Raw genomic sequence first — 21724 nt, 5'->3', positions numbered from 1 at the left:
CTCGCGCAGCCGATGGCACGCGGTATCGACTCTGTACCGCCTCAGCCCGCGAAACCACCTGCATCGAGAAACGCCTGCTCCTCGCGCGTGGTCGCGCGGCCGAACAGCAGGTTGCGATGCGGGAAGCGGCCGAAGCGGCGGATGATGTCGCGGTGCTCCACGGCATGCGGCAGCGAGGGCCCGCCCAGCGCCTCGAACAAGGCCACGCAGCGCTCCTGCAGTTCGAGATCCTCGGCGTGCATCAGGGCCATGTAGCAGAAGGGACGCAACGCGGCTTCGATCTGCTGGTCCAGGCCCGCGTCGATCGCGGCAAGCGCGAAGTGAAGCGCCAACGGATCGGTGGCAAACGCGTGGGCGGTGCCGCGATACAGATTGCGCGGCACCTGGTCGAGCAGGATCTGCAGGGCCAGCGCGCCCTCGGCCTCGGCATTCCATGCATCCAGCCTGCGCTCCGCAGCCAGCAGGTGGGCCTCGTGGAAGCGCGCGCCCAGCGCCCGATCGAAGTTGAGGTCCTTGGCGAACCAGCGCTGCGGGCCGGCCTCGCGCCAGAATCCCACGACGGCGGCGGGCGTGGGCCCGGCTTCAGTGCTCTTGCTCTTCTTCATCTGCGTGTGGTGTCCGGATCCGTAAGCCGGACAGCTTGGACCTCGGAACGGAACGCGTCGAGTGCAGGGTGCGAGCGCAGTCCAGTGCAAGGTGCGAGCGCAGACGACACGACGGGCTCTCCCCGCCCTGCACAGGGTGGGCCCTGGCCCACCGCAAGCTGCACACTCGTCTCAGGCGACCAGGCCGCGCAGGCCCGCGAAGCGACCTGGCCGCCGCAGCGATCTGCTCAGCGCCGCCGTGGGCCCGTCGCCGAGCCCAAGGCGAGGCAGGCTCAGAACCGGTAGCTCACGCCAAACTCGAAGCTGCGCTCCGGGCCGACATAGATGCCCTGGCGCAGGCCGGCGATGTAGCGCTTGTCGGCGAGGTTCTTGACCGCGGCGCTGAGCTTCAGCGATTCGGTGAGCGCGTAGCCCAGCGACAGATCGGTGGTTGCGTAGCCCGGCATCAGGCCGCCCCAGGTGCCCGTCGATGTGGTGGTCAGCTCGACGCGATTCAGACCATCGCCGAACTGCTCGTCGACGTAGTTGACGATCAGCGCCGCGCTCAGCGGGCCCTGCTTGTAGGCCAGGGCCAGATTGGCCATGCGCTCCGGCGCATAGGGCAGGCGGTTGCCGTCCAGCGCCGTGCCGGGGCGGTCCTCTTCGAAGTCGGCGGTCGGAATCCAGCTGAAGTTGCCGTCGAGCTTGAAGCCGTTGTCGAAGTCGTAGCCCAGGGTCACCTCGATGCCCTCGTGCAGCGCGCTGCCCTCGTTGGGCGCGCGGATGCCGGACACCCCCGGATCGACCTGGTTGGAGAAATCCATGCGGAAAGCGGTGGCCTCGTAGCTGAAGCCGTTGCTGCGGCCACGCAGGCCGAACTCCAGGTTGACCGACTTCTCCGCCTCGGTCGGCGTGTCGCCCGAGCCCAGCACGCTGCCGACCAGCGGCGGCGCAAACGCACGGTAGACGCTTCCGAACAGCTGCAGCTCCGGCGTCAGCGCGAAGGTCAGGCCCAGGCCCGGCATCAGCTCGGTGTTGTCGAAACTCTGCGTCGGCGCCGTGCTGCGGCGGTCCTTGCGCTCCTGCTCGTAGGTCTCGACGCGCAGCCCGGCGGTCAGCGACAGGCGCTCGCTCAGATCGAAGCGGTTCTGCGCGAACAGCGCGAGGCTGCTGGCCGAGTCCAGCCGATCCTGGGCGATACCGCCGCGGCCCGCATCCGGCGTCCGCGGGCGCCCGCGCACCGCCAGCACGGTGACGTCGTCCATGTCTTCCTGCATGAAGCGCAGGCCGAGCTCGGCCTCGCTGCCGATGCCGAAGGCGCCGTGGCTGAAGGTGAGCCGCGAATCGACGCCGACGCGCGAGAAATCGCGGTTGTTGCCGTTGATGTTGTTGCCGAAGTTCCAGACCGTGAAGCCGTCCGCATTGGTGGTGCGCGGCGCACCGCTGACGGTGTCGAAACGCCAGTAGTCGCGATAGGTCTCGGTGGCGTAGACCAGGGTCTTCAGCCGCGCGCTGTCGCTGAGCTCCCACTCGTGGTTGATGTCGAACGAGGTGTGCTCGGTGATGAAGAAGTCATCCGGCGCCGGGTTGAACTGGGCGCCAGCGGCGTAGGCATCCGGGAACAGGCCGCGGTAGGAGATGTTGGCGGTGTTGCGGTAGCGCGCCAGCTTCACGCCAACGCTCTGGTTGTCGCTGATCACGGTGCTGGCCTTGACCATCACGTCGGTCATGCCATAGCCCTTGTCCATGAAGCCGTCGCTTTCGGCACGGGTGGCGACAAGGCCGAACACCGAGTCGGCGGACGGCGAACTCGCCCCCAGCTCGACGGTGGCCTCGTAGCTGTCCCAGGAGCCCACGCGCAGGCTGGCGAGGGCGCCGTCCTCGGGGGTCTTGGTCAGGAAGTTGATCACGCCGCCAATGGTGTTCGGGCCGTAGCGCAGCGAGGCCGCGCCCTTCAGCACCTCGACGCCGTCCATGCGCTGCACGCGCGGGTTGTAGTAGCGGCTGTTGCCGACAAAGATGCCGGGCTGCACGGGCACGCCGTCCTCCAGCACCAGGGTCTTGTAGTCGCCGGCGCTCAGGCCGCGTACGCCGATGTTGGTGACGACCGCGCTCTCTTCCTCGCGCTTGATGTAGATGCCCGGCACCGTGCGCAGCAGGTCTTCGGTCGAGCGCGGCTGGATGCGGTCGATGTCCTCGGGCGTGACGACAACGAAGGAGCCGGGGATCTTCTTCGTGTCCTCGTCGCTGTCGCCGACCACGTTGATGCGCGGCATTTCGATGGCGGCAGCAGCGGCAGCCGCCGCGCGCGCGCCGTCGGCAAAGCCGAAGCCGGCGAGGACGATGGCCAGGGCGAGGGGGGCCGGGCGCAGGGGCGCCGGCGAAGTCGAAGGGTCGTGGTTGGGCATGGGGCTTGGGCGTGGGTCAGTCGGGAGCCGTGGGGCCGGAGCGCAGCCATGCGGCGGCGCATCACGGATGGAGTTCGCGCGTTTCCCGGACCCGGGCCACAGGACAGTGCCCGCGGGCCTCGCGACCAGGTCGGAGGTTCACCAGTCGCGCAGCCCCCGTCACGGGGGGTTTCGCGTCTGGCGCACTTCTAGATGCTAATCGTTTGCATTTGAGTTCACAAGACGATCCGCATCCCGATTGCGCGCCGTGACTGCGGCGACGCAGCAGGCCCGGCCCTGCGCGGCAGCCGTGCGCCCCGCCACGGGCCGCTTGACCCAAGCTGCTAGGATTCGCGCCCTGCTGACGCTGCCCACGATGTGCGAACCCGATGTCCGACCTGACCCGCCAGAGCTTCCACGGTTTCGAGCAGATCCCCCTGCACGAGTACGCCGAGCGCGCCTACCTCGACTACTCCATGTACGTGGTGCTGGACCGCGCCCTGCCCTTTCTCGGCGACGGCCTCAAACCCGTGCAGCGACGGATCATCTACGCGATGAGCGAGCTCGGCCTGAACGCCGCGGCCAAGCCGAAGAAGTCGGCGCGCACCGTCGGTGACGTCATCGGCAAGTTCCATCCGCACGGCGACTCGGCCTGCTACGAGGCCCTGGTGCTGATGGCCCAGCCCTTCTCCTATCGCTATCCGCTGATCGAGGGCCAGGGCAACTTCGGCTCGACCGACGACCCCAAGTCGTTCGCGGCGATGCGCTACACCGAGTCCAAGCTGACGCCCATCGCCGAGGTGCTGCTGGGCGAGCTGGGCCAGGGCACGGTCGACTGGTCGCCGAACTTCGACGGCACGCTCGAAGAGCCCAGCTGGATGCCGGCGCGGCTGCCGCATCTGCTGCTGAACGGCACCACGGGCATTGCGGTGGGCATGGCGACGGACATCCCGCCGCACAACCTCAATGAAGTGGTCAGTGCCTGCGTGCGCCTGCTGGACGACCCCGACGCCACCATCGCCGACCTCTGCGAGCACGTGCGCGGCCCGGACTATCCGACCGCGGCCGAGATCATCACCCCGGCGGCGGATCTGAAGAAGATCTACGAAACCGGCGGCGGCAGCGTGCGGGCCCGCTCGGCCTATGTGCGCGAGCAGAACAACATCGTCATCACCGCCCTGCCCTACCAGGTCAGCCCGGGCAAGGTGATGGAGCAGATCGCCCAGCAGATGCGCGCCAAGAAGCTGCCCTGGCTGGAGGACATCCGCGACGAGAGCGACCACCAGAACCCGATCCGCATCGTGCTGGTGCCGCGCTCCAACCGCGTCGACGTCGAGCAGCTGATGGGGCACCTGTTCGCCACCACCGATCTTGAGAAGAGCTACCGCGTCAATTTCAACGTGATCGGGCTGGACGGCAAGCCGCAGGTGAAGAACCTGAAGGCCTTCCTGCGCGACTGGCTGGCCTTCCGCCAGGGCACGGTGGTGCGCCGCCTGAACCATCGCCTCGACAAGGTCGAGCGTCGCCTGCACCTGCTGGAAGGCCTGCTCATCGCCTTCCTCAACCTCGATGAAGTCATCCGCATCATCCGCACCGAAGACGAGCCGAAGCCGGTGCTGATGGCGCGCTTCGGCCTCACTGAGGTGCAGGCCGAGTACATCCTCGACACCAAGCTGAAGCAGCTGGCGCGGCTGGAGGAAATGAAGATCCGCGGCGAGCAGTCCGAGCTGGCCAAGGAGCGCGAGAAGATCCAGGGCATCCTGGCTTCGGCGGCAAAGCTGAAGAAGCTGATCAAGGACGAGCTGGTCGCCGACGCCAAGAAGTTCGGCGACGCGCGGCGCTCGCCGCTGGTCGAGCGCGGTGCGGCGCAGGCGATTTCCGAAGCCGAGCTGGTCAGCAGCGAGCCGGTCACCGTGGTGGTGTCGGAGAAGGGCTGGGTGCGTTCGGCCAAGGGCCATGACGTCGATCCCGCCGGTCTGTCGTATCGGGAAGGCGACCGTCTCCTGGTCGCGGTGCGCGGACGCAGCACCCAGCAGGCCGCCTTCCTGGATGCCAGCGGCCGCAGCTATTCGACCGCCGCACACACCCTGCCGTCGGCGCGCGGCAACGGCGAGCCATTGACCGGCCGCTTCACGCCCGCCAGTGGCGTCGGCTTCGTTACCGCCGCGATTGGCGACAACGATCAGCGTTTCCTGCTGGCCAGCAGCTTCGGCTACGGCTTCGTTACCCGCTTCGAGAACTTCACCACCCGCAACAAGGCCGGCAAGGCCCTGTTGAACCTCGACGACGGTGCCGAGGTGCTGACGCCGGTGGCGGTCGGCGACGCGGCCCAGGACTGGCTGGTGGCGATCTCGTCCGCCGGTCAGCTGCTGGCCTTCCCGGTGGCGGAGCTGCCCGAACTCGATCGCGGCAAGGGCAACAAGATCCTGCAGATCGCCCCGGCCAAGCTGAAGTCGGGCGAGGAGCGGGTGATCGCGGTGACCTCCGTCCGCCAGGGCGGCGAGCTGGTCCTGCACTGCGGCCAGCGCAAGCTCACGCTCAGCTGGCGCGACCTGCAGGCTTACGCCGGCGCCCGCGCCACCCGCGGCAACCCGCTGCCGCGCGGCTTCCAGCGGGTGGATCGGGTGGAGCCGGCCTGAGGCCGCACACGACTCGACCACGCATCCATGGGCTTGCAGAGCGGCGCAGGTGGGGCGGCCCGACTGCGCATGTAAGCCTGCACCTGATAGGTGTGCGGCGGTACGCGAATTGCACGCGGCCATCACTCCCCGCGCTACCGTACCGTCGTGAACACAGCCCAACTTTCCATTGACCGAGGTCCGCGCTGATGCTGGCGCGCCTGCGCTCGGACTTCCGCTTCGCCGTGATGAGCCTGTTCGCGGGCTGCGCCGCGCTGGGCATCTTCCCGTTCGGGCTGTATCGCTTCAGCCAGGGCCAATGGGTGGCCGGGGTGATGGACACCGTGATCGTGCTGCTGCTGGTGCTGCCGGTGATCCACGCCTGGCGCAGCGGTCGCAACGAGGGCGCCGCGCTGTTCCAGGTGGTGGTGATCAGCCTCGGCTGCGTCATCGCCAGCCAGGTGCTGGGGCGCAACGGCATGCTCTGGGCCTACAGCACACTGCTGGCCAACTTCTTCCTGGTCGACCGGCGCATCGCGCTCGGTGCCAACTTGATCGTGGTGCTGGGCATCGTGCTGCTGCCTGCCGGCTTCCCTGACGGTACCGAGCGCATGTCCTTCGTGGTGACTGGCAGCATGGTCAGTCTGTACGCCTTCATCTTCGCCTACCGAACCGATCTGCAGCACCGGCAGCTGGAGGCGCTGGCCTCGCACGATCCCTTGACCGGCGCCGGCAACCGCCGGCTGATGGAAGCAGAGCTCGACGACGTCGTGCGCCAGTTCAACCGCCGCCCACGCCCCACGGCGCTGGCGGTGATCGATCTCGACCACTTCAAGCAGGTCAACGACCAGCACGGCCACGAAGCCGGCGACCGCGTATTGGCCGAGTTCGCCACCCTGGTACTCGGCAGGCTGCGCAAGATGGATCGCCTGTATCGACTGGGCGGCGAGGAGTTCGTGCTGCTGCTGCCGGCGACACCGCCGGCCGCCCTGCCGATCGTTCTGGAGCGCCTGCAGGACAGCCTGCGCAGCCATCTGCGCAGCCCCGGCGGACCGGTGACAGTGTCGATCGGCGCTGCCGCACTGCACGCGGATGAAGTCTGGAACGAATGGCTGGCGCGCGCCGATGCCGCGCTGTACCGCGCCAAGCACGCGGGGCGCGACCGCACGGAGATCGACCACGATCCGCAGGCGCACACCGGCAGCGTTGAGGTGATGGCCGAGCGGCGCTCGCGGCGCAGCTGAGGGCGCTCTCAGCGCAGCTGGCTGTCCTTGCTGCCGCGACGGTTGTAGCCGGCGCTGGCGCGGGCCTCGCGGTCCTGCGCTTCCTGGCAGGGCACGCACAGGCGCACACCGGGCAGCGCCTTGCGTCGCGCTTCGGGAATCGGCGCATCGCATTCCTCGCAGTGGCTCAGGCTCGGCCCCTTCGGCAGCTGCGCTCGCGCGCGCTTGATCGCGTCCTTGACGGTCGCGTCGATCTGATCCTGGACGGCACCGTCGCCGGCCCAACCGGTGGCCATCGCGGTTCTCCTGTCGAAGCTGTGCGATTGACTGGCAAGCTTAGCAAGCCCCCTGTCGAGGCCTGGACCCCGCCATGCACAGCCTGTTCTCCGACGCCATCCGCGCCCTCATCCTCGGCATCGAGCTGGTCGGCGTCGCCGTGATCCTCGCCGGCTTCCTCGTCTCGACCGTGTACTGGCTGCGCGGACTCGGTCGCATCGACACCCACACCGCCTACCTCGCCTACCGCCGCCGCAGCGTGCGCGGGCTGATCCTCGGGCTGGAGTTCCTGGTCGCCGCCGACATCATCCGCACCATCATCATCGACTACACCCTGGACAGCCTGCTGATGCTGGGTCTGATCGTGCTGATCCGCAGCTTTCTGGTGTTCGCCCTGCATCTGGAGATCGAGGGGCGGCTGCCGTGGAAGCAGGCGGAGGCGGAAGAGGCGGAGCGGCGCGCGTCCGGAACACGACCCGATTGAACGCTGGCCGTCGACTCCAGCAGACTGCGGTGGCGCGATTGTTCGCGCATTCCCCTCAGTGCCGAATATGAGACTTATTGCTTTAGCCGTCGGCGTGCTACTCGTATCGAGTTGCGCGCATGTTCCCGCTGGTACTACCCGCGCTCCGTCGATGGAGAGTTTGGAACAGACGCTGCGCTCAGCGCAGTCGCAAGCATTGGCGTGGAAGAAGCGAGAGCTTCGACGTTCAGCGCGGGAAAAGCAACGTCAGGCGCGCGAACGAGTCGAGGCGCAAGAAGACGAAAGCACGGTACTCGATCAGATCGTGATGACCGGCAGCCGCATCGTTGACACCGACCTGATCACCAACAACCAGGAGGCCGGCGTCGACGAAGGCGGCATCGTCAAGAAGATGGGCTCGCTGCTGCTGGTGTTGCGACAGGGCGTGCTGCATGTGATCGACGCCGGCGCGCCGGGGCGCGAGCGCTTCGAGCTGCTGCACAGCCATCCGGTGGTCGCCGACGACTCAAGGGACGATCTGTACTACGACGAGATCCTCACCTTCAGCGGAGGCGCGATTCTGCTGGGCTTCGACTTCGTCGAAAACGCCGCCCAGCTGTTCGTGTTCATACTTGATGCGAGCGGCGGCCTCGAACCGCGCGGGCGCTGGCAACTCAAAGCGGACGACTACTTCTCCGGCAACGACTCAGGCGCGCGAATCCGTGACGGCGAGCTCGTGCTGTCGCTGAGCTTCTCTGCCGACAGCCTGCTCAAGGACAGCTGGCCGTTCGCAGCGCGTGTCGGCACCGACGGCGAAGCGATCGAAGTCACCCGCGTCGACCTGCTCGCCCCTGACGACCTGCAGGTACTGGACGGCCTCGGCACGGAGCCGCAGGTCTACGCCTTTCTGCGCTGCGATCTGGACGAACTGCTGCAGCAACGTCTGGCCTGTACGCGCAGTGCTGCGGTGGCCAATGCCGGCGCCAGCACCTACATCGCCGCCGATGGCATCTACCTCGCCGACTACAGCTGGACGGCGCAGGCCTGGCGGCGCCCCGACTTCGATCCGTGGATGGCACGTTGGTCAGGGCCGGAACCCGGCGACTACGCCAGCCGGGTTCTGCGTCTGCCGCAGAACCGCGCCGAAGCGCCCACCATGGTGCCCACCACTGGCCTGCCCAACGGTCGCTTCGGCTTCAAGGAAACCGCCGACGGGCTGTACCTGATCGGCAGCGAACGCCTCAGCGACGACGCGCAACGCAACCTGCTGCAGTACATCCCCTTCAGCCGCTTTCGCGCGCGCACGCCAAGCCAGACCCCGGCCGAGATCCGCGCCAGCGTCGAGGGTGAGATCGCCTTCCTGCGCTTCGACCAGACCTCGGCCTGGCTGGCGCTGGAGGAAGCGGGCGGCGATGACAGGGAAGACGGCGAGTACCAGCCCGGCACCCGCCGCCTGCACCGTCTGCCGCTGGACGGCGGCCCGATCCAGTACCTGCCGCTGCCGGCTCCGGTCGAGCGCGTTGAGCTGCTGGCCGAGCACGTGCTGCTGATGGGTTCGGTCTACCGCGACGGCGAGCCGCAGGACATGCGCACCGTGCTGGTCCGCCGAGACGACGCGGCCGTGGGCCCGCTGGGCCACTGGCCCGGCATGGCCGCGGACCTGTCCTCGCGAAGCCACAGCTTCAATGCCGCGCGGCTCGACGACGGCACCGAGCTGGCGGGGCTGCCGGTGTTCGCGCCTGAGCCACCCGCGGGTTCGAGGTACTACCGCGAGGATCTCGTGGAAGACCTGCTGGTCTTCCGTCGCGCAGGCGACGCGCTGCAGCTGGCCGCCCGGGTCGACATGCAGCACACGCCCAGCGATTGCGAGCTGGACTGCTACGGCTGGTACGGCAGCGCCCGCTTCTTCGCCTTCGGCGAGCGCCTGTTCACGCTGAGTGGCGAGCTGCTGAAGGAGCTGCGCTTCGACCGGGGCGAGCTGCACGAGACCGGTGCGCTGCGTCTGCGGGAGAACTGAGGCAATCGCTGCGTTCCTGCGGGCCGCAGGTGACGCAGCCTGCGCTCCATGATCGCGTTCTGCGCGTTGGTGCCGCGCTCTAGGCGCCTGGATCGTGTCGAGCGCACAGTCGGCGCGCTTTCGTCCAGGGCCGGCAGATGCGCTGCGCTTATCTGCCCTACGCGGACAGTCGCGTCTGACTCCGATTCGCGCATGGCGTCCACGTTGGCGCAGCGGCGTGCGTGGTGCCTGGCTTTTGCTGCCGGCAGTGAGTCAAGCCCGATCTGCTGGCCGAAGCTGGCGAGCAGAGGTCGCTGACTTTATTGGTGGCACGGCGTCTTTCGTGGTCGTAGGGTGGATAAGCGCTGCGCATCCACCAGCAAGTCCTGAAAAAGCCTAGCCCCGAAGCGAAGCCAGGCGACCCACGGCCACCGGTAGCGCGAACGCGCTGCATGCGCCTTGGCCCAGGACCTCGCGCGCTACTGGAACCCGGCCCGCCCCACCTGTTCCGGCGCCTGCGGAATGCGCTTCAGCTCAGCCGGGTCGTAGCCAAAGGGACGCAGCCGCTCGACCACGCGTGCGTACTCGGCGTCGCCCATCATCGGCTCGCGCGCGAACACCCAGGCCAGACTGCGCTTGGGGTTGCCGATCAGAGCCCAGCGGTAGTCGGCATCGATCTCCAGCACCTGCAGCTCGACCGAGAAGATGCCGAAGAAGCGCTGCCGCCAGTGCGCATTGCCTGTGCCGGGCAGCGGTCGCGCCCAGGCGTTCAGGGTGCGCTCTGCGGTTTCGTCGAAGGACTTGCGGTAGGCGTAGACCACGTCGATGCGGCCGTCCTCGCGCAGGCTGTAGTTGTCCGAGCTGGCGAGCTTGCCGCGCTCGGCGAAGTAGGGAATGTTGGCGATCACCCACCAGCGCCCCATGAAGCGCGGCAGGTCGACCTCGGCCAGTGCGGGTCCGGGCATGGGAGCCTCCTTGCGGGTGCTGGCGCAGGCGACGATCAGCAGGGCCAGCACGGCGAGGGCTGCGAGTCGGATCAGGGTTTTCATGGGGGCAGGCTGCCTCGACAGCGGTGCAGGGCGCGCGAACCCGTGGTCAAGGCCGCGTCGACGCGGCAAGGCTCAGGTGCCCGGCTGTAGGTAGGGAATCGGGGCGAACAGCCGACGCTCGGCGCCGCGCGGGTCTTCCTCGACGCGGATGTGCGTATCGAACACCAGCGTTGCGCGCCGCTGCAGATCGAAGCGCGGCCAGTCGACGCGGCCTTCGGAATTCGGGTCGCCGTTCCTCGCAAACGCGATCAGCGCATCCATCATCGCCTCCGACAGCGGCCTCGCGGATCCCACTGCCGCGCGCGTCCAGTCGTCGGCTTCGAGGTTGCCGAACACCAGCGGGATGTCGAGCGTATGCGGCGCGCCATAGCGCCCGCCGTCCACCGGCGAGCGCCAGTGCAGGTGGTAGATCCAGGTCGGCGCGCCCTGTTCGGCGCGACGCTCACTGGCGATCACCATGCCCTTCCACGAGCGCGCCGCGGTGGTCGCCGAGAAGAACACCTGGCTCGGCGAGTACTGCGGATACCACGCCCGGTACTGGTCGACGATGGCCTGCGGCTCCAGCGCGCCGATGAAGGCGCTGACATGCTTGGCCAGCGCCGGCGCCACGCTGTTCCAGTCCAGGTCGAAGGTGGCGGGATCGGCACGTCCGATCAGGCTGGTGGTTTCGTCATGGGTATTGCCCAGCACCATCGGCATCGTCGCCGACTGCGGCGGCGCATCGGGCGCGAAGGGATCGCGCGGCAGGCCGCGGCCATCGACCACCGGCGTCCACGCGCCGCCGCGCAGGCCGGCCATCAGGTCCTCCATGGAGGCTGCGCGCAGTGCGTCGAGCTGGGCTTCGGCGTGTGCGCGCGAGGGAATGTCCATGCGCGCGATCACCTCGCGTGCGGTCTGCTCGGCGTTGGCCCGCACGCGGCCGGTGATCTGCTGCCCGCTCATGGTCCAGGCGCGATGGAACAGGCCCTTGGCCTCGGGCATGGCCATCAGGGTGGCGATCTTGGCGCCGCCGCCGGACTGGCCGAACGCGGTGACCTTCGCGGGGTCGCCGCCGAAGGCATGGATGTGGTCCTGCACCCAGCGCAGGGCGAGGATCAGGTCGTACTGGCCGACATTGCCCGAATCGGCGTAGCGCTCGCCGTCGAGCGCGCCGAGATACAGATAGCCGAAACCGTTCAGACGGTGATTCACCGTGACGACCACGACGTCACCGCGGCGCGCCAGTGCGGCGCCGTCGTACACGGCTTCGTTGACCGTGCCGTTGGCATAGCCACCGCCGTGGAAGTAGACCAGCACGGGGCGCTGTCCGCGATCGAGCGCGGGCGTCCACAGGTTGAGGCTGAGGCAGTCCTCGCTCATGCCGCTGGCATCGACCTTGGCGTCGGCGGCCACGGCCTGCGGGCAGCGCGGAGCGAACTCGCGCGCGTCCAGCACGCCTGTCCATGCCGCCTTGGGTAGTGCGCGCTCGAAGCGCCGCGGGCGCGTGTCTTCGCCATAGGGAACGCCGCGGAAGGCGATGACATCGGCCTGCTGGCTGCCCGCCAGCCGACCTACCGACAGCGTCGCTTCCCCGGGTGCCGCGCGCGCATGTGCAAGCGGCGGCATGGACGACAGCGCGCTCGCAAGGGCGAGCGCAGCGACGGGCACGCATGCGTGGACGGCAGCGATGAACTTGGCGAAGTGAATCCGTGCGGGTCGGTAGGCAGAGGGCATCGATGTCGGCCTCGGCTTGGGTGGCGCAATCCTACGCGGACGCTGCACCTTGGGATCGGCGCTGCTCCATACCGCACGCAGCCGGGTTTGCGCAGTTGTCATTGGCGCCGAAGCATTTTGAAACAACATAACGCTGCCACCGATACGAAGTAACGCGACACTGCGAGTGCGCTGCAGGGCGCCGGATGTGTCGCCAATCCCTTTACGGGTCATGCACTTGCGACGACCTTCGAATTGAGCTTGTGCCACGCCATGGAACAGTTCGCTGTTCGGAATGACGCTGCCGCAGCGCAGGGTGTTGCAAGGATGGAAATGCAGTAGGTTCCGCGCGTCGCCGCTTCCGAAGACGGGGGTTTCCGGAACTGCGCGACGGGGGATGCACCACTCACACTCAAGAGGAACATCGACGATGAATTTCCGTCGTTACGCTGTCGCTGTGCTCGCTGCCTCCTGTGCCTTCGCGGGGACGGCGCAGGCCCAGCAGGATCTGTTCTCCACCATCGCCAACCGTGAAGCCTTCGTCGCTCCGGGCCCGCTGCTGCAGCGCGTTGCCGCCGATCCGGCCAACGCCCGCATCGAGTTGGTCGCTGCCGACGCCGCGGCCGTGCACGCGCGCCAGGATGCGCTGCGCATGAGCCTTCCGGGCGGCATCAACATCGAGGCCAGGCAGGCCGGCTTCCAGCGCATGGAAAGCGGCAACGAAGTCTGGATCGGCCGCATCGACATGAAGGCTGCGCGCAGCGACGGCTCGCGCCTGCAGTCCATCGACCACCTGCTCGACGAGGCCATCCTGGTCCGCTCCGGCGATGAGCTGTGGGGCACGATCCGCGTCGCCGGTGCGCTCTACCGCCTGCAGCCGGTCGACAAGGGCGCGCATGCGCTCATCGAAGTCGACCAGCAGGCCTTCCCGCCGGACGAGCACGAAGAGGCCTACCGCGAGATGGTGTCGAAAGCGCAGCCGGTCGACTTCCGCGCAGGCTCGCCGCTGGCCGCGCCGAAGGCGATCTCGACGATCCGTGTGATGGTGGCCTTCGGCCCGGCCGCGCGCGCCGCGGTGTCCAACCCGCAGGCGGCGATCGACCTCGCCTTCACCGAATCGAACCGCGCGCTGGCGGCGACCGGCACCGAGATCGTCTTCCAGCAGGCCGGCGCCATCCAGAACTTCAGCCAGACCGAGAGCACCAACTACTCGACCATGCTGAGCCGCCTGACCAATCTGTCCGACGGCTTCTACGACACCATCGGCAGCCTGCGGAACTCGAACACCGCCGACATGGTGGCCTATGTCGCACCGGCCAGCGCCGGCCTCTGCGGCCAGGCCGCCGGCATCGCCACCAGCAACGCCAACGCCTATTTCGTGATGAACCCGTCCTGCCTGTCGGGCAACTACACCTTCGTGCATGAAGCCGCGCATGTGGTCGGCGCCCGCCACGACAACGACCCGACGCTGACGCCCTACGCCTATGGCCACGGCTACGTCATCACCAGCCAGAACCGCCGCACGGTGATGGCGGTGAACAACGGTCCCTGCTCGACCTGCACCCGCATCGGCGCGTTCTCCTCGCCGAACTTCACCACCGGCGGCGTGCCGATCGGCACTGCCACCCGCAACGACAACACCCGCGTGTGGAAGACCCGCGGGCCGACGGTCGCGGCCTTCCGCTGATCCGAGGCTGTAGCGCTGAACGGACGGGCCAGGAATGGCCCGTCCGTTCTGGCCGGGCCACCCGGGCTGCGCGCGGGCCCTTGATCTGGCAAGCTTTCCGGCTTTCCACATCCCGCCGAGGAAACCGCCATGGGTCGAGGCCCCAGCATCGAAGGCCGCAAGAACGCGGAAGACGCGCGCCGCGCCAAGGTCTTCACCAAGCTCATCCGCGAGATCACGATCGCCGCCCGCGGTGGCGCCGACCCGGCTGCCAATGCGCGCCTGCGCATGGGCATCGACAAGGCCCTGGCCTCGAACATGAGCAAGGACACCATCGAGCGCGCGGTCAAGCGCGGCTCGGGGGCGGACGGCGCCGACAACATGGAGGAGATCCGCTACGAGGGCTATGGCCCCGGCGGCGTCGCCGTGATCATCGACACCATGACCGACAACAGCGTGCGCACCGTGGCCGACGTGCGCCATGCGCTGTCCAAGCACGGCGGCAACCTCGGCACCAGCGGCTCGGTGGCCTTCCAGTTCAGCCGCCGCGGCGAGATCGTCGTCGCCACGCCCGACAGCGCCGCCGAGGACCGCCTGATGGAGCTCGCACTCGAAGCCGGCGCCGAGGACGTCGCCAGCGCCGATGGCCGCAGCACCGTGATCTGCGCGCCCACCGACTTCGAAGTCGTCAAGCAGGCCATCGAAGCGGCCGGGGTCAAGCCCGAAAGCGCCGATATCGTCATGGCCCCGGCCAACCGGGTGAAGGTCGAGGGCGAGGCCCTGGAAGACCTGCTCGACATGCTCGATCGCCTGGAAGGCCTGGACGATGTGCAGGAGGTCTACCACAACGCCGACCTGCCGCCGGAGCCGGTCGAGGACTGATCTCCAAGCGTCAAGACAGCAAACGCCCCCGCCTGTCGGGGGCGTTTCCGTTATGGGCCCGGCGTGTGCCGCCGCCCCGCCGCTGCGCGCAGCCGGCGACCGGGCTGATCTCAACCCGACTGGCCCAAGAGCCCGCCCCCTGCAGCCGGGAGACGATCCGCTGTCAAGGGCTCCGCCGCCGGGTGTCGTGGCTGCGCAAACGGCGTCACGCATGTGCGGCGCCCGCCAGACCGCTGGCGAATTCCGCACGCTTGGCGTCGGATCCGCCACTGTCGACGGCAAGCGGCGGGGCGCAGGCTGTGCCCACCCCAGCCCGAGGAGATCCGCCATGAGCACCGTCCATTCCGCCCTTCGCGCCCTTGTCGCCACGCTCGCACTGGGCCTGAGCCTGAGCGCGCTGGCGACGCCGCGCAGCGCGCAGGAGATCTTCCTCGCCGGCAGCTACGGCGCCCGCCTGCAGACCAGCGAGCAGCGCTGGCAGCTGTTCGATGACGAGGGCGCAGTGACCCGACTGCAGTTCGAAGGCTGCGGCGCACGCGTCGAACTGCCGCCGGGCCTTTGGCTGCTGACCCGCGACCAGGCCGGCGCGCCGAAGCTGATCGCACCCTCGGCCACTGCACTGCCACCCGGCCACGCGGGCGAGATCGCGCTGGCTGCTTGCGGTCAAGCGGCCTCCGCGAACACCCTGCAGCTTCCCGCCGCCCTGATCGCCACCCTGGAAAGCCATGCCAGCTCGATCCTCGTCCAGCGCTGAGGCGCGCCAGAGCCGACGCCCGTCGACGCCCTCCGCTGCGGCGACGAGCGCTGCCGCAGCACCGAAGCCGGTCGACAGCCCGCAGGCCCGGCGTCGCCTGCGGGTCGGTGTGCTCGCGCTGGACGGCATGATGCTGTCGACCTACGGCAGCGTGGTCGACACCCTGCTGATCGCGCAGCGCGTCGCCGACATCCAGATGCCCGGCCTGATGGACTTCCAGGCAGTGCTGGTCGCGGCCCCCGGGCGCCGGCAGGTGCGCACCGCCGACGGCACGCGGCTGCAGCCGCGCGAGGCGGCCGACGCAGCCGATCTCGACCTGGTGCTGGTGCCGGGCCTGATGCACGCGAGCCCCAGCGAACTGTTCTCGCGCCGGCACGACTACAGCGCCGAGATCGACTGCCTGCGCCGACTGCATGCGCGCGGCGTCGCCCTGGCCTCGTCCTGCTGCGGCACCTTCCTGCTGGCCGAGGCCGGCGTGCTCGACGGCCAGCGCGCCACCACCAGCTGGTGGTTGGGCGCGGCCTTCCGCCATCGCTATCCGGACATCCACCTGGACGCTGACGCCCTGCTGGTCGAAGCGCCGGGTGTGACCACGGCCGGCGGCGGCAGCGCCGTGTCCGACCTGCTGTTGCGCCTGGTCGCGCGCCACGGCGGCGAGGCCCTGGCCCAGCTGACCGCGCGCCTGCGCCTGCACGATCCGGATCGACAGAGCCAGGCGCCCTACATCAGCGAAGCCCTGATCGAACGCCCGCGCTCCAGCCTCGGCGAGCGCGCCGATCGCCTGCTGCAGGAGGCCGTGCACTCCGACTGGGGCATCGCCGAGCTGGCCGCACGCCTCAACACCAGCGAGCGCAGCCTGCTGCGGCACTTCCAGCAGCACTACGGCGAATCGCCGCTGGCCCATCTGCAGCGCCTGCGGGTGGAGCGCGCCAAGGCCCTGCTGGAGACCTCGCTGCTGAGCCTCGACGAGATCGTCGAGCGCTGCGGCTACCGCGACACCTCCAGCTTCCGCCGCCTGTTCAAGCGCGCCACCTCGATGACCCCATCCGACTATCGCGAGCGCTATCGGCTGCGGCGGCATTGAGCACCCGAAAGCGTCTCGGCTCGGCGTGACGGGCCGGGGTCTTGATGAACCCTGCGTCGATACGAGCCTGCATCGATTTGAGCCTGCCTGCAGTCGCCTCCAGCCGGCGCACTGCCCCGAACCGCTTGGTCGCGAGCACGCTCGCGCGTGCAGACGCCTGGCGTGCTCGGGGCCACCACGAAGATGTTCGGGCGAGTGGTCAACGTCCTGAGTGCCCCGAGCCTGCAGTCAACGCTGCGCACTGCGCCGACTGCAGGGGCTCGAATAGGTGGCGTACTCGGCGAACCGCGACAAGCCGGCAGGCCCCGGCACTCCCAAGGTCGGCCACACTTCGGCAGACTTCTGCGCCTTCGGCCTGTGCCTTGTATCGAGTCCTTGCATGCTTCGTCCTGATCTGTTCTGCAGCCTGCTGCTGTTGTGCCTCCTCGTGGCAGTTCGGCCGGCCCACGCCCTCGATGAACTGGAGCCTGGCACGCTGCCCGAGCTGGCCGCCGACGAAGGCCTGCTGGTCGTTGCGGTCGACAGCCGCCAGACCCTCTACGGCGTACGGCTCGGTCGCGAGGGCCGCCTGCTCGGATCGACCTTCCTGAGGCGGCTGCCCGAAGGGCGCAGCCATCGCGTGTTCCGGCTGAAGGCGGGCGACTACCAGTGGATGGAAGTGCAGCCCTTTGGCGGCTGGCGTTTCCGGCTGCGCGATGACGCCGAGTTCCGCTTCAGGGTCGAGCCCGGCGTCGTCAACTATCCCGGCGACCTCAGCTTCGAAGCCAGCAGCCTGTGGCGCGCCCATCTGCGCCTCGCCAATCGCGGCGTGGCCGCGCTGGACTGGTTGAAGAGCACACACCCGCAGCTGTTGGAGCGCCACAGCTTCCGCTATAGCGGTGCCTATCCCGATCCCTTCCCCGAGGTCTATCTCGCCGCACTGAAGGCGGCACCCGCCGATTTCGATGCAGCCACACCGGTCGAAGAGCTGCTTCAGCCCCCACCGGAACCGAAGTCTCTGCTCTTGGACCCAGACCAGCTCTGGCAGCGAGGGCCCCTGTCAGACCTGGCGCTGAGCCCGGATGGCCGCTTCCTCGCGCTGGAGCTGTCGAGCCCACTGCCCGACGAAGCACCTGCTGCCGACGAGAAAGCCACGGAAGAAGATGCGACGCGCGAGCCGCCCCGACAGTGGCGGATCGAGCTGATCGATCTGCAGGAGGGCAGCCGCCACCTGATCGCGCAGTCGCCCTACATGTTCTCGAGCCTGAGCTGGTCGGGCCCGGACCGTCTGGTGCTGGAGATCGGCCCCTTTGGCCGCCGCATCATCGAGGTGGTTCGCATCCGGCGCGAGGCCTCCGGGGCCGAGCGCTTCCAGGTCGTGCGCCTGCCGCGCCGCGGTGAACTGATCGATCCGCTGCGGGCCGAGCCCGACCACGTGCTGTTCGGCAGCTATACGCGCCGAGGCGAGCTGATGGTCCACCGTGTCGACGTGTCGAGCCCGGAAAGCGCGCGCGCCTTCAAGGGGCGGCTGTCAGACCGCCTCAATCGCGGCGTCAGCAAGGACCTGACCTGGTTCGTCGACGGCATGGGCCGCTTGCGCGTCGCACTGGTGGAAAAGGACGAGAAGCGCGTGCTGCTGCACGGCATCGACGGCCGCTACGAAACCGAGATCGAACTCGACGACGCGCTGGGCTTCAGTCCGATGGCGCTGTCCTTCGACGGCGAAACCCTGTACGGCACCAGCGATCGCGACCGCGGCCAGCTGGACCTGGTGGAGTTCGACATCGCCACGCGCAGGATCACGCGCACCCTGTTCTCGCGCGAGGGCGTTGATGTGCACGGCGCGCTGTTCGCCGCCGACGGCAGCGTCAGCGGCGTCAGCGGCGTCAGCTACTACCGCGAGGGACGCCGGCAGACCGAGTACTTCGGCGAGCAGGAGCGCCAGCAGGAGGCCGCGCTGCAGCGCGCCCTGCCCGCCCTCAGCCTGCAGACCGCGGCGCGCAGCGACGACGGTCGCCAGCGGCTGCTGTGGGCGGACGGCCCGAACGCGCCGCCGCAGCTGTTCCACTTCGACGTCGAGCAGCGCAGCCTGAGCCCGATCCTGCAGGCGCTCCCCTGGCTCGAAGGCATGCGCTTTGCGTCGGCCCGCGCACTGCAGGTGGAGGCCACCGACGGCACCCGGATCGAGGCCTTCCTGACCCTGCCGGAAGGCGAAGGCCCGCATCCGCTGATCGTCTACCCGCACGGCGGCCCCATCGGCATTGCCGACCGCCTGCATTTCGACAGCGAACTGCAGTTCCTCGCCAGCCTCGGCTATGCCGTGCTGCAGGTGAACTTCCGCGGATCGGAAGGCTACGGGCGCGCCTTCCGCGAGGCCGGCAAGCGCAACTTCGGCCGGCTCATCGAAGACGACATCGACCTCGCCCTGCAGGTCGTGCTGAAGACCGAACCGGTCGACGGCGAACGCATGTGCATGCTGGGCTCGAGCTATGGCGGCTTCTCGGCCCTGGTCGCCAGCGTGCGCTGGCCCGAGCGCTTCCGCTGCGCGGTGTCGATCAATGGCCCCACCGACCTGCCGCTGCTGTTCACCGCTTCCGACGCTGCCGCCCATGCCAAGTCGCGCGAGAAACTGGTGGAAGTGGTCGGCGATCCGAAGGAACAGCTGGAGCAGCTGCGCGAAACCTCACCCGCCTACCGCCTGGACGCTCTGCGCACGCCGCTGATGCTGGTCCAGGGCGGTCGCGATGCGCGTGTCGATCCGGAGCACGCGCGCCGTCTGCTGCGACTGCTGCAGCTGCGCGGCGTACCGGTCACCGGGCTGTGGTTCAAGGATGAAGGCCACAGCTTCGAATCGCTGCCCAACACCCAGCGCATGTGGCGCGGGATCGCCGGCTTCCTGCAGCACCACCTCGACCAGCCGGAGTGAAGGGCGGCGCAAGGATCGCCTTGGCCTCAACGCCTTGTGCTGATGGCTGCAGCAAGCCCGCTAGATGCCACGCGCCGAACGAAGTCCGAGTCCGTGCACAAGCCGACGAAGGCGCACCCCGCTCGACCGCAGACCTCAGCGTCGCGGCGCGCGCAGGCGCAGCAGTCGGCTGTCGTCGGCGCCCACCCGCCAGTCGCCGGTATCGGCGCGCAGCCGCTGCAGCGCTGGCGCGGTCTGCGGCCGCGCCGCCCAGTAGCGCACGAAACCATCGCCGCGGGTCGAGTAGTGCAGGGTGTGCACGGTGCCCAGCCACAGCGGATCGCCCTCCGGCGCCAACCGGTAGGGCGCCGCCCACAGCCGCAGCACCAGGCGCTCGCCGGCACGGTCGCCGGCCTGCTCCATCAGCAGGCTTTCCGGTCGGCCGAGATGCGTGGTCGGCATCACCGGCAGCTGCTGCGCGTCTGCGCTGTCGTCAAGCATGCGCAGCAGGCCACGCCAGTCACCGGGTTCGATGCGCTGCCAGCCGCGAGCCTCAAGCAGCGCTTGAAGCTGCGCGGGGTCGCCGGCGTACTGCAGGTTCAGCGGCCAGGCATCGCGATCGCGCAGCTCGTTGCGGCGCTGCGGCAGGCGCAGCGCGGGATCGGCATCCAGCCAGCGCTGCAGAGAGATGTCCTGCCGTTCGACCGGGCGTTCCAGCTGGGCCAGCTGCGCCGCTGAACGCTGGCCGCCGAAAAGCGCCAGCGAGAGCAGGGCCGCGCTGAAGAACAGCGCCGCCACCGGCTTCATCCAGAACGAGCGCGCGGTGCGGCGGCGATAGGCGATGCCCAGCGCCGTGGTCCACAGCAGGCCCAGCGAAGCCCCCGCCAGCACCTCGGACAGCCAGTGCGTGCCGAGATAGAGCTGGGCGAATCCGAGCAGGCCCACGACCAGGGCCGCCACCACATAGGGCCAGACGCGCGCCCGCCCCGGCAGCTCGCGAGCGACCAGCACCGCGAAGAAGCCATACACGCTGGCCGCCAGGGTGATCGGCAGCGAGGGGAAACCGTGGCCGCTCGGCCCCACGGCCGTCGGCGGCGCCGGCAGTTCGATCAGCCAGCCGAGCAGCAGGCTGATCAGCGCGGCGGCGATCGGCGCCACCAGCCAGTGCCAGGCGGCCACGCGCTGGCGCCGCCACCACAGCCAGGCGAACACCAGCAGTACCGGGCCGATCAGCAGCAGCGGATCGCCAAGCGTGCTCATCCCACCCATCAGCGGATCGGCCAGCGGATGACGCAGCCCGAACATCAGGTGATTGACTTGCGTATCGAGGCGCGAGGGCGCGTCACCGCCATCCACCGAGACCAGCAGCTGGAAGAAGCCCCAGACCGCCGCCAACAGGCCCAGCGCGAACACCAGCAGCGAGGGGGATTCACGACGCCGCGGATCGATCAGCGCCTCGGAATACCGCCCCAGCACCGGATGCCGATGCGACCAGTCGAGCGCGCCGGCGAGCAGCGCCTCCGCCCGCGGTGCCAGCCAGCGCCAGAGGTAGAACACGCTGCCCCACAGCGCGGCCACGAGCGCCAGGACCAGCGCGATCACGATCGCCAAGCGGCCAGCGACGGCGGCCACCAGATCCAGCGAGGCGCCAAACAGCCAGCCCGGCAGCAGGAAGGCCAGGGCCCACAGTACGGCGGCGATGGCCGTGGCGAACGCGTAGCGCTGCGCCGGCATCGCCAGCATGCCGGCGATGGCGGGAATGAAGGGCCGGATCGCGCCGACGAAGCGACCGATGACCAGGCTTTTCATGCCGTGCCGACGGAACGAGGCGTCGCCGCGCGCCAGCCACTCGGGATGCTGGGCAAAGGGCCAGCGCAGCTTCAGCGAATCCCCGTAGCGACGTCCGGCCACGTAGCTGACGCCGTCGCCGCAGAAGGCGCCGAGCGCGGCGCAGGCCACCGCATAGACGCCATCGACATGGCCCAGCCCGACCAGGGTGCCGACCGCGAACAGCAGCGGCGCCGCCGGTACCACCACGCCGATGATCAGCAGGGCGTCGCAGAAGGCGATCAGGAAGATCACCAGGCCCGCCGCCAGCGGGTGGGCGGCGATCCAGTCGAGCAGCTCGTTCCAGCGCGAAGACTCCATGCGCGGATTCTAGGCGGC

General features: G+C 68.9%; 15 protein-coding genes. 9 read left to right on the top strand and 6 right to left on the bottom strand.

Annotation, left to right across the window (positions count from 1 at the left end; all coding sequences use genetic code 11):
* Positions 1-41 precede the first annotated feature (41 nt).
* Both Q0654_RS10105 and Q0654_RS10100 read right to left on the bottom strand, forming a co-directional pair.
* Positions 42-605, bottom strand: a complete 564-nt coding sequence (locus Q0654_RS10105; protein ID WP_298853380.1) for a DUF924 family protein — start codon at positions 603-605, stop codon at positions 42-44.
* Between the two features lie 272 nt (positions 606-877).
* Positions 878-2992 (bottom strand): TonB-dependent receptor, encoded by a 2115-nt coding sequence (locus Q0654_RS10100; protein WP_298853378.1) that lies wholly within the window; start codon positions 2990-2992, stop codon positions 878-880.
* 368 nt (positions 2993-3360) lie between these two features.
* On the opposite strand from Q0654_RS10100, the gene parC reads away from it, so the two are divergent.
* Together parC and Q0654_RS10090 are read left to right on the top strand one after the other, a co-directional pair.
* The gene (gene parC, locus Q0654_RS10095) at positions 3361-5610 is read left to right on the top strand and encodes a DNA topoisomerase IV subunit A (protein ID WP_298853376.1); all 2250 of its coding nucleotides are present in this window, start codon (positions 3361-3363) and stop codon (positions 5608-5610) included.
* A gap of 188 nt (positions 5611-5798) precedes the next feature.
* Positions 5799-6833 (top strand): GGDEF domain-containing protein, encoded by a 1035-nt coding sequence (locus Q0654_RS10090; protein WP_298853374.1) that lies wholly within the window; start codon positions 5799-5801, stop codon positions 6831-6833.
* An 8-nt stretch (positions 6834-6841) separates the two neighbouring features.
* Here Q0654_RS10090 and Q0654_RS10085 read toward each other — a convergent pair whose 3' ends face one another.
* A complete protein-coding gene (locus Q0654_RS10085) occupies positions 6842-7108 on the bottom strand; it encodes a DksA/TraR family C4-type zinc finger protein (protein WP_298853372.1) in 267 nt (88 codons plus the stop codon).
* 74 nt (positions 7109-7182) lie between these two features.
* Between Q0654_RS10085 and Q0654_RS10080 the strand changes: the two genes are divergently transcribed.
* Both Q0654_RS10080 and Q0654_RS10075 read left to right on the top strand, forming a co-directional pair.
* A complete protein-coding gene (locus Q0654_RS10080; protein ID WP_298853370.1) occupies positions 7183-7572 on the top strand; it encodes a DUF1622 domain-containing protein in 390 nt (129 codons plus the stop codon).
* 307 nt (positions 7573-7879) lie between these two features.
* Positions 7880-9568, top strand: a complete 1689-nt coding sequence (locus tag Q0654_RS10075; protein WP_298853368.1) for a hypothetical protein — start codon at positions 7880-7882, stop codon at positions 9566-9568.
* A gap of 458 nt (positions 9569-10026) precedes the next feature.
* Here the strand turns inward: Q0654_RS10075 and Q0654_RS10070 are convergent, their stop codons facing one another.
* A complete protein-coding gene (locus Q0654_RS10070; protein ID WP_298853365.1) occupies positions 10027-10596 on the bottom strand; it encodes a lipocalin family protein in 570 nt (189 codons plus the stop codon).
* A 72-nt stretch (positions 10597-10668) separates the two neighbouring features.
* Positions 10669-12201 (bottom strand): carboxylesterase/lipase family protein, encoded by a 1533-nt coding sequence (locus Q0654_RS10065; protein WP_298853363.1) that lies wholly within the window; start codon positions 12199-12201, stop codon positions 10669-10671.
* Positions 12202-12718: 517 nt separating this feature from the next.
* Here Q0654_RS10065 and Q0654_RS10060 point away from each other — a divergent pair.
* From Q0654_RS10060 to Q0654_RS10040, 5 genes are all read left to right on the top strand, one after another.
* A complete protein-coding gene (locus Q0654_RS10060; protein ID WP_298853361.1) occupies positions 12719-13975 on the top strand; it encodes a M12 family metallo-peptidase in 1257 nt (418 codons plus the stop codon).
* Positions 13976-14104: 129 nt separating this feature from the next.
* Entirely contained in the window at positions 14105-14836 is a 732-nt protein-coding gene (locus tag Q0654_RS10055) for a YebC/PmpR family DNA-binding transcriptional regulator (protein ID WP_298853360.1), read from the top strand.
* A 328-nt stretch (positions 14837-15164) separates the two neighbouring features.
* On the top strand, positions 15165-15590 hold the full coding sequence (locus tag Q0654_RS10050; RefSeq protein WP_298853358.1) for a hypothetical protein: 426 nt from the start codon (positions 15165-15167) through the stop codon (positions 15588-15590).
* Positions 15562-16674: a helix-turn-helix domain-containing protein gene (locus tag Q0654_RS10045; RefSeq protein ID WP_298853356.1), complete on the top strand. Its 1113-nt coding sequence runs from the start codon at positions 15562-15564 to the stop codon at positions 16672-16674. The genes Q0654_RS10050 and Q0654_RS10045 overlap by 29 nt, the downstream gene beginning before the upstream one ends.
* Positions 16675-17053: 379 nt before the next feature.
* Positions 17054-19579 carry a prolyl oligopeptidase family serine peptidase gene (locus tag Q0654_RS10040; RefSeq protein ID WP_298853354.1) on the top strand — a complete coding sequence of 842 codons (2526 nt, stop codon included), beginning with the start codon at positions 17054-17056 and terminating at the stop codon, positions 19577-19579.
* 135 nt (positions 19580-19714) lie between these two features.
* Here the strand turns inward: Q0654_RS10040 and Q0654_RS10035 are convergent, their stop codons facing one another.
* Entirely contained in the window at positions 19715-21706 is a 1992-nt protein-coding gene (locus tag Q0654_RS10035) for a bifunctional DedA family/phosphatase PAP2 family protein (protein ID WP_298853351.1), read from the bottom strand.
* Between the last annotated feature and the right edge of the window lie 18 nt (positions 21707-21724).

Source organism: uncultured Aquimonas sp. (genome assembly GCF_937888285.1).
Classification (GTDB): Bacteria; Pseudomonadota; Gammaproteobacteria; order Xanthomonadales; family Xanthomonadaceae; genus Aquimonas.
This window is presented reverse-complemented; position numbering and strand designations above follow the sequence as displayed.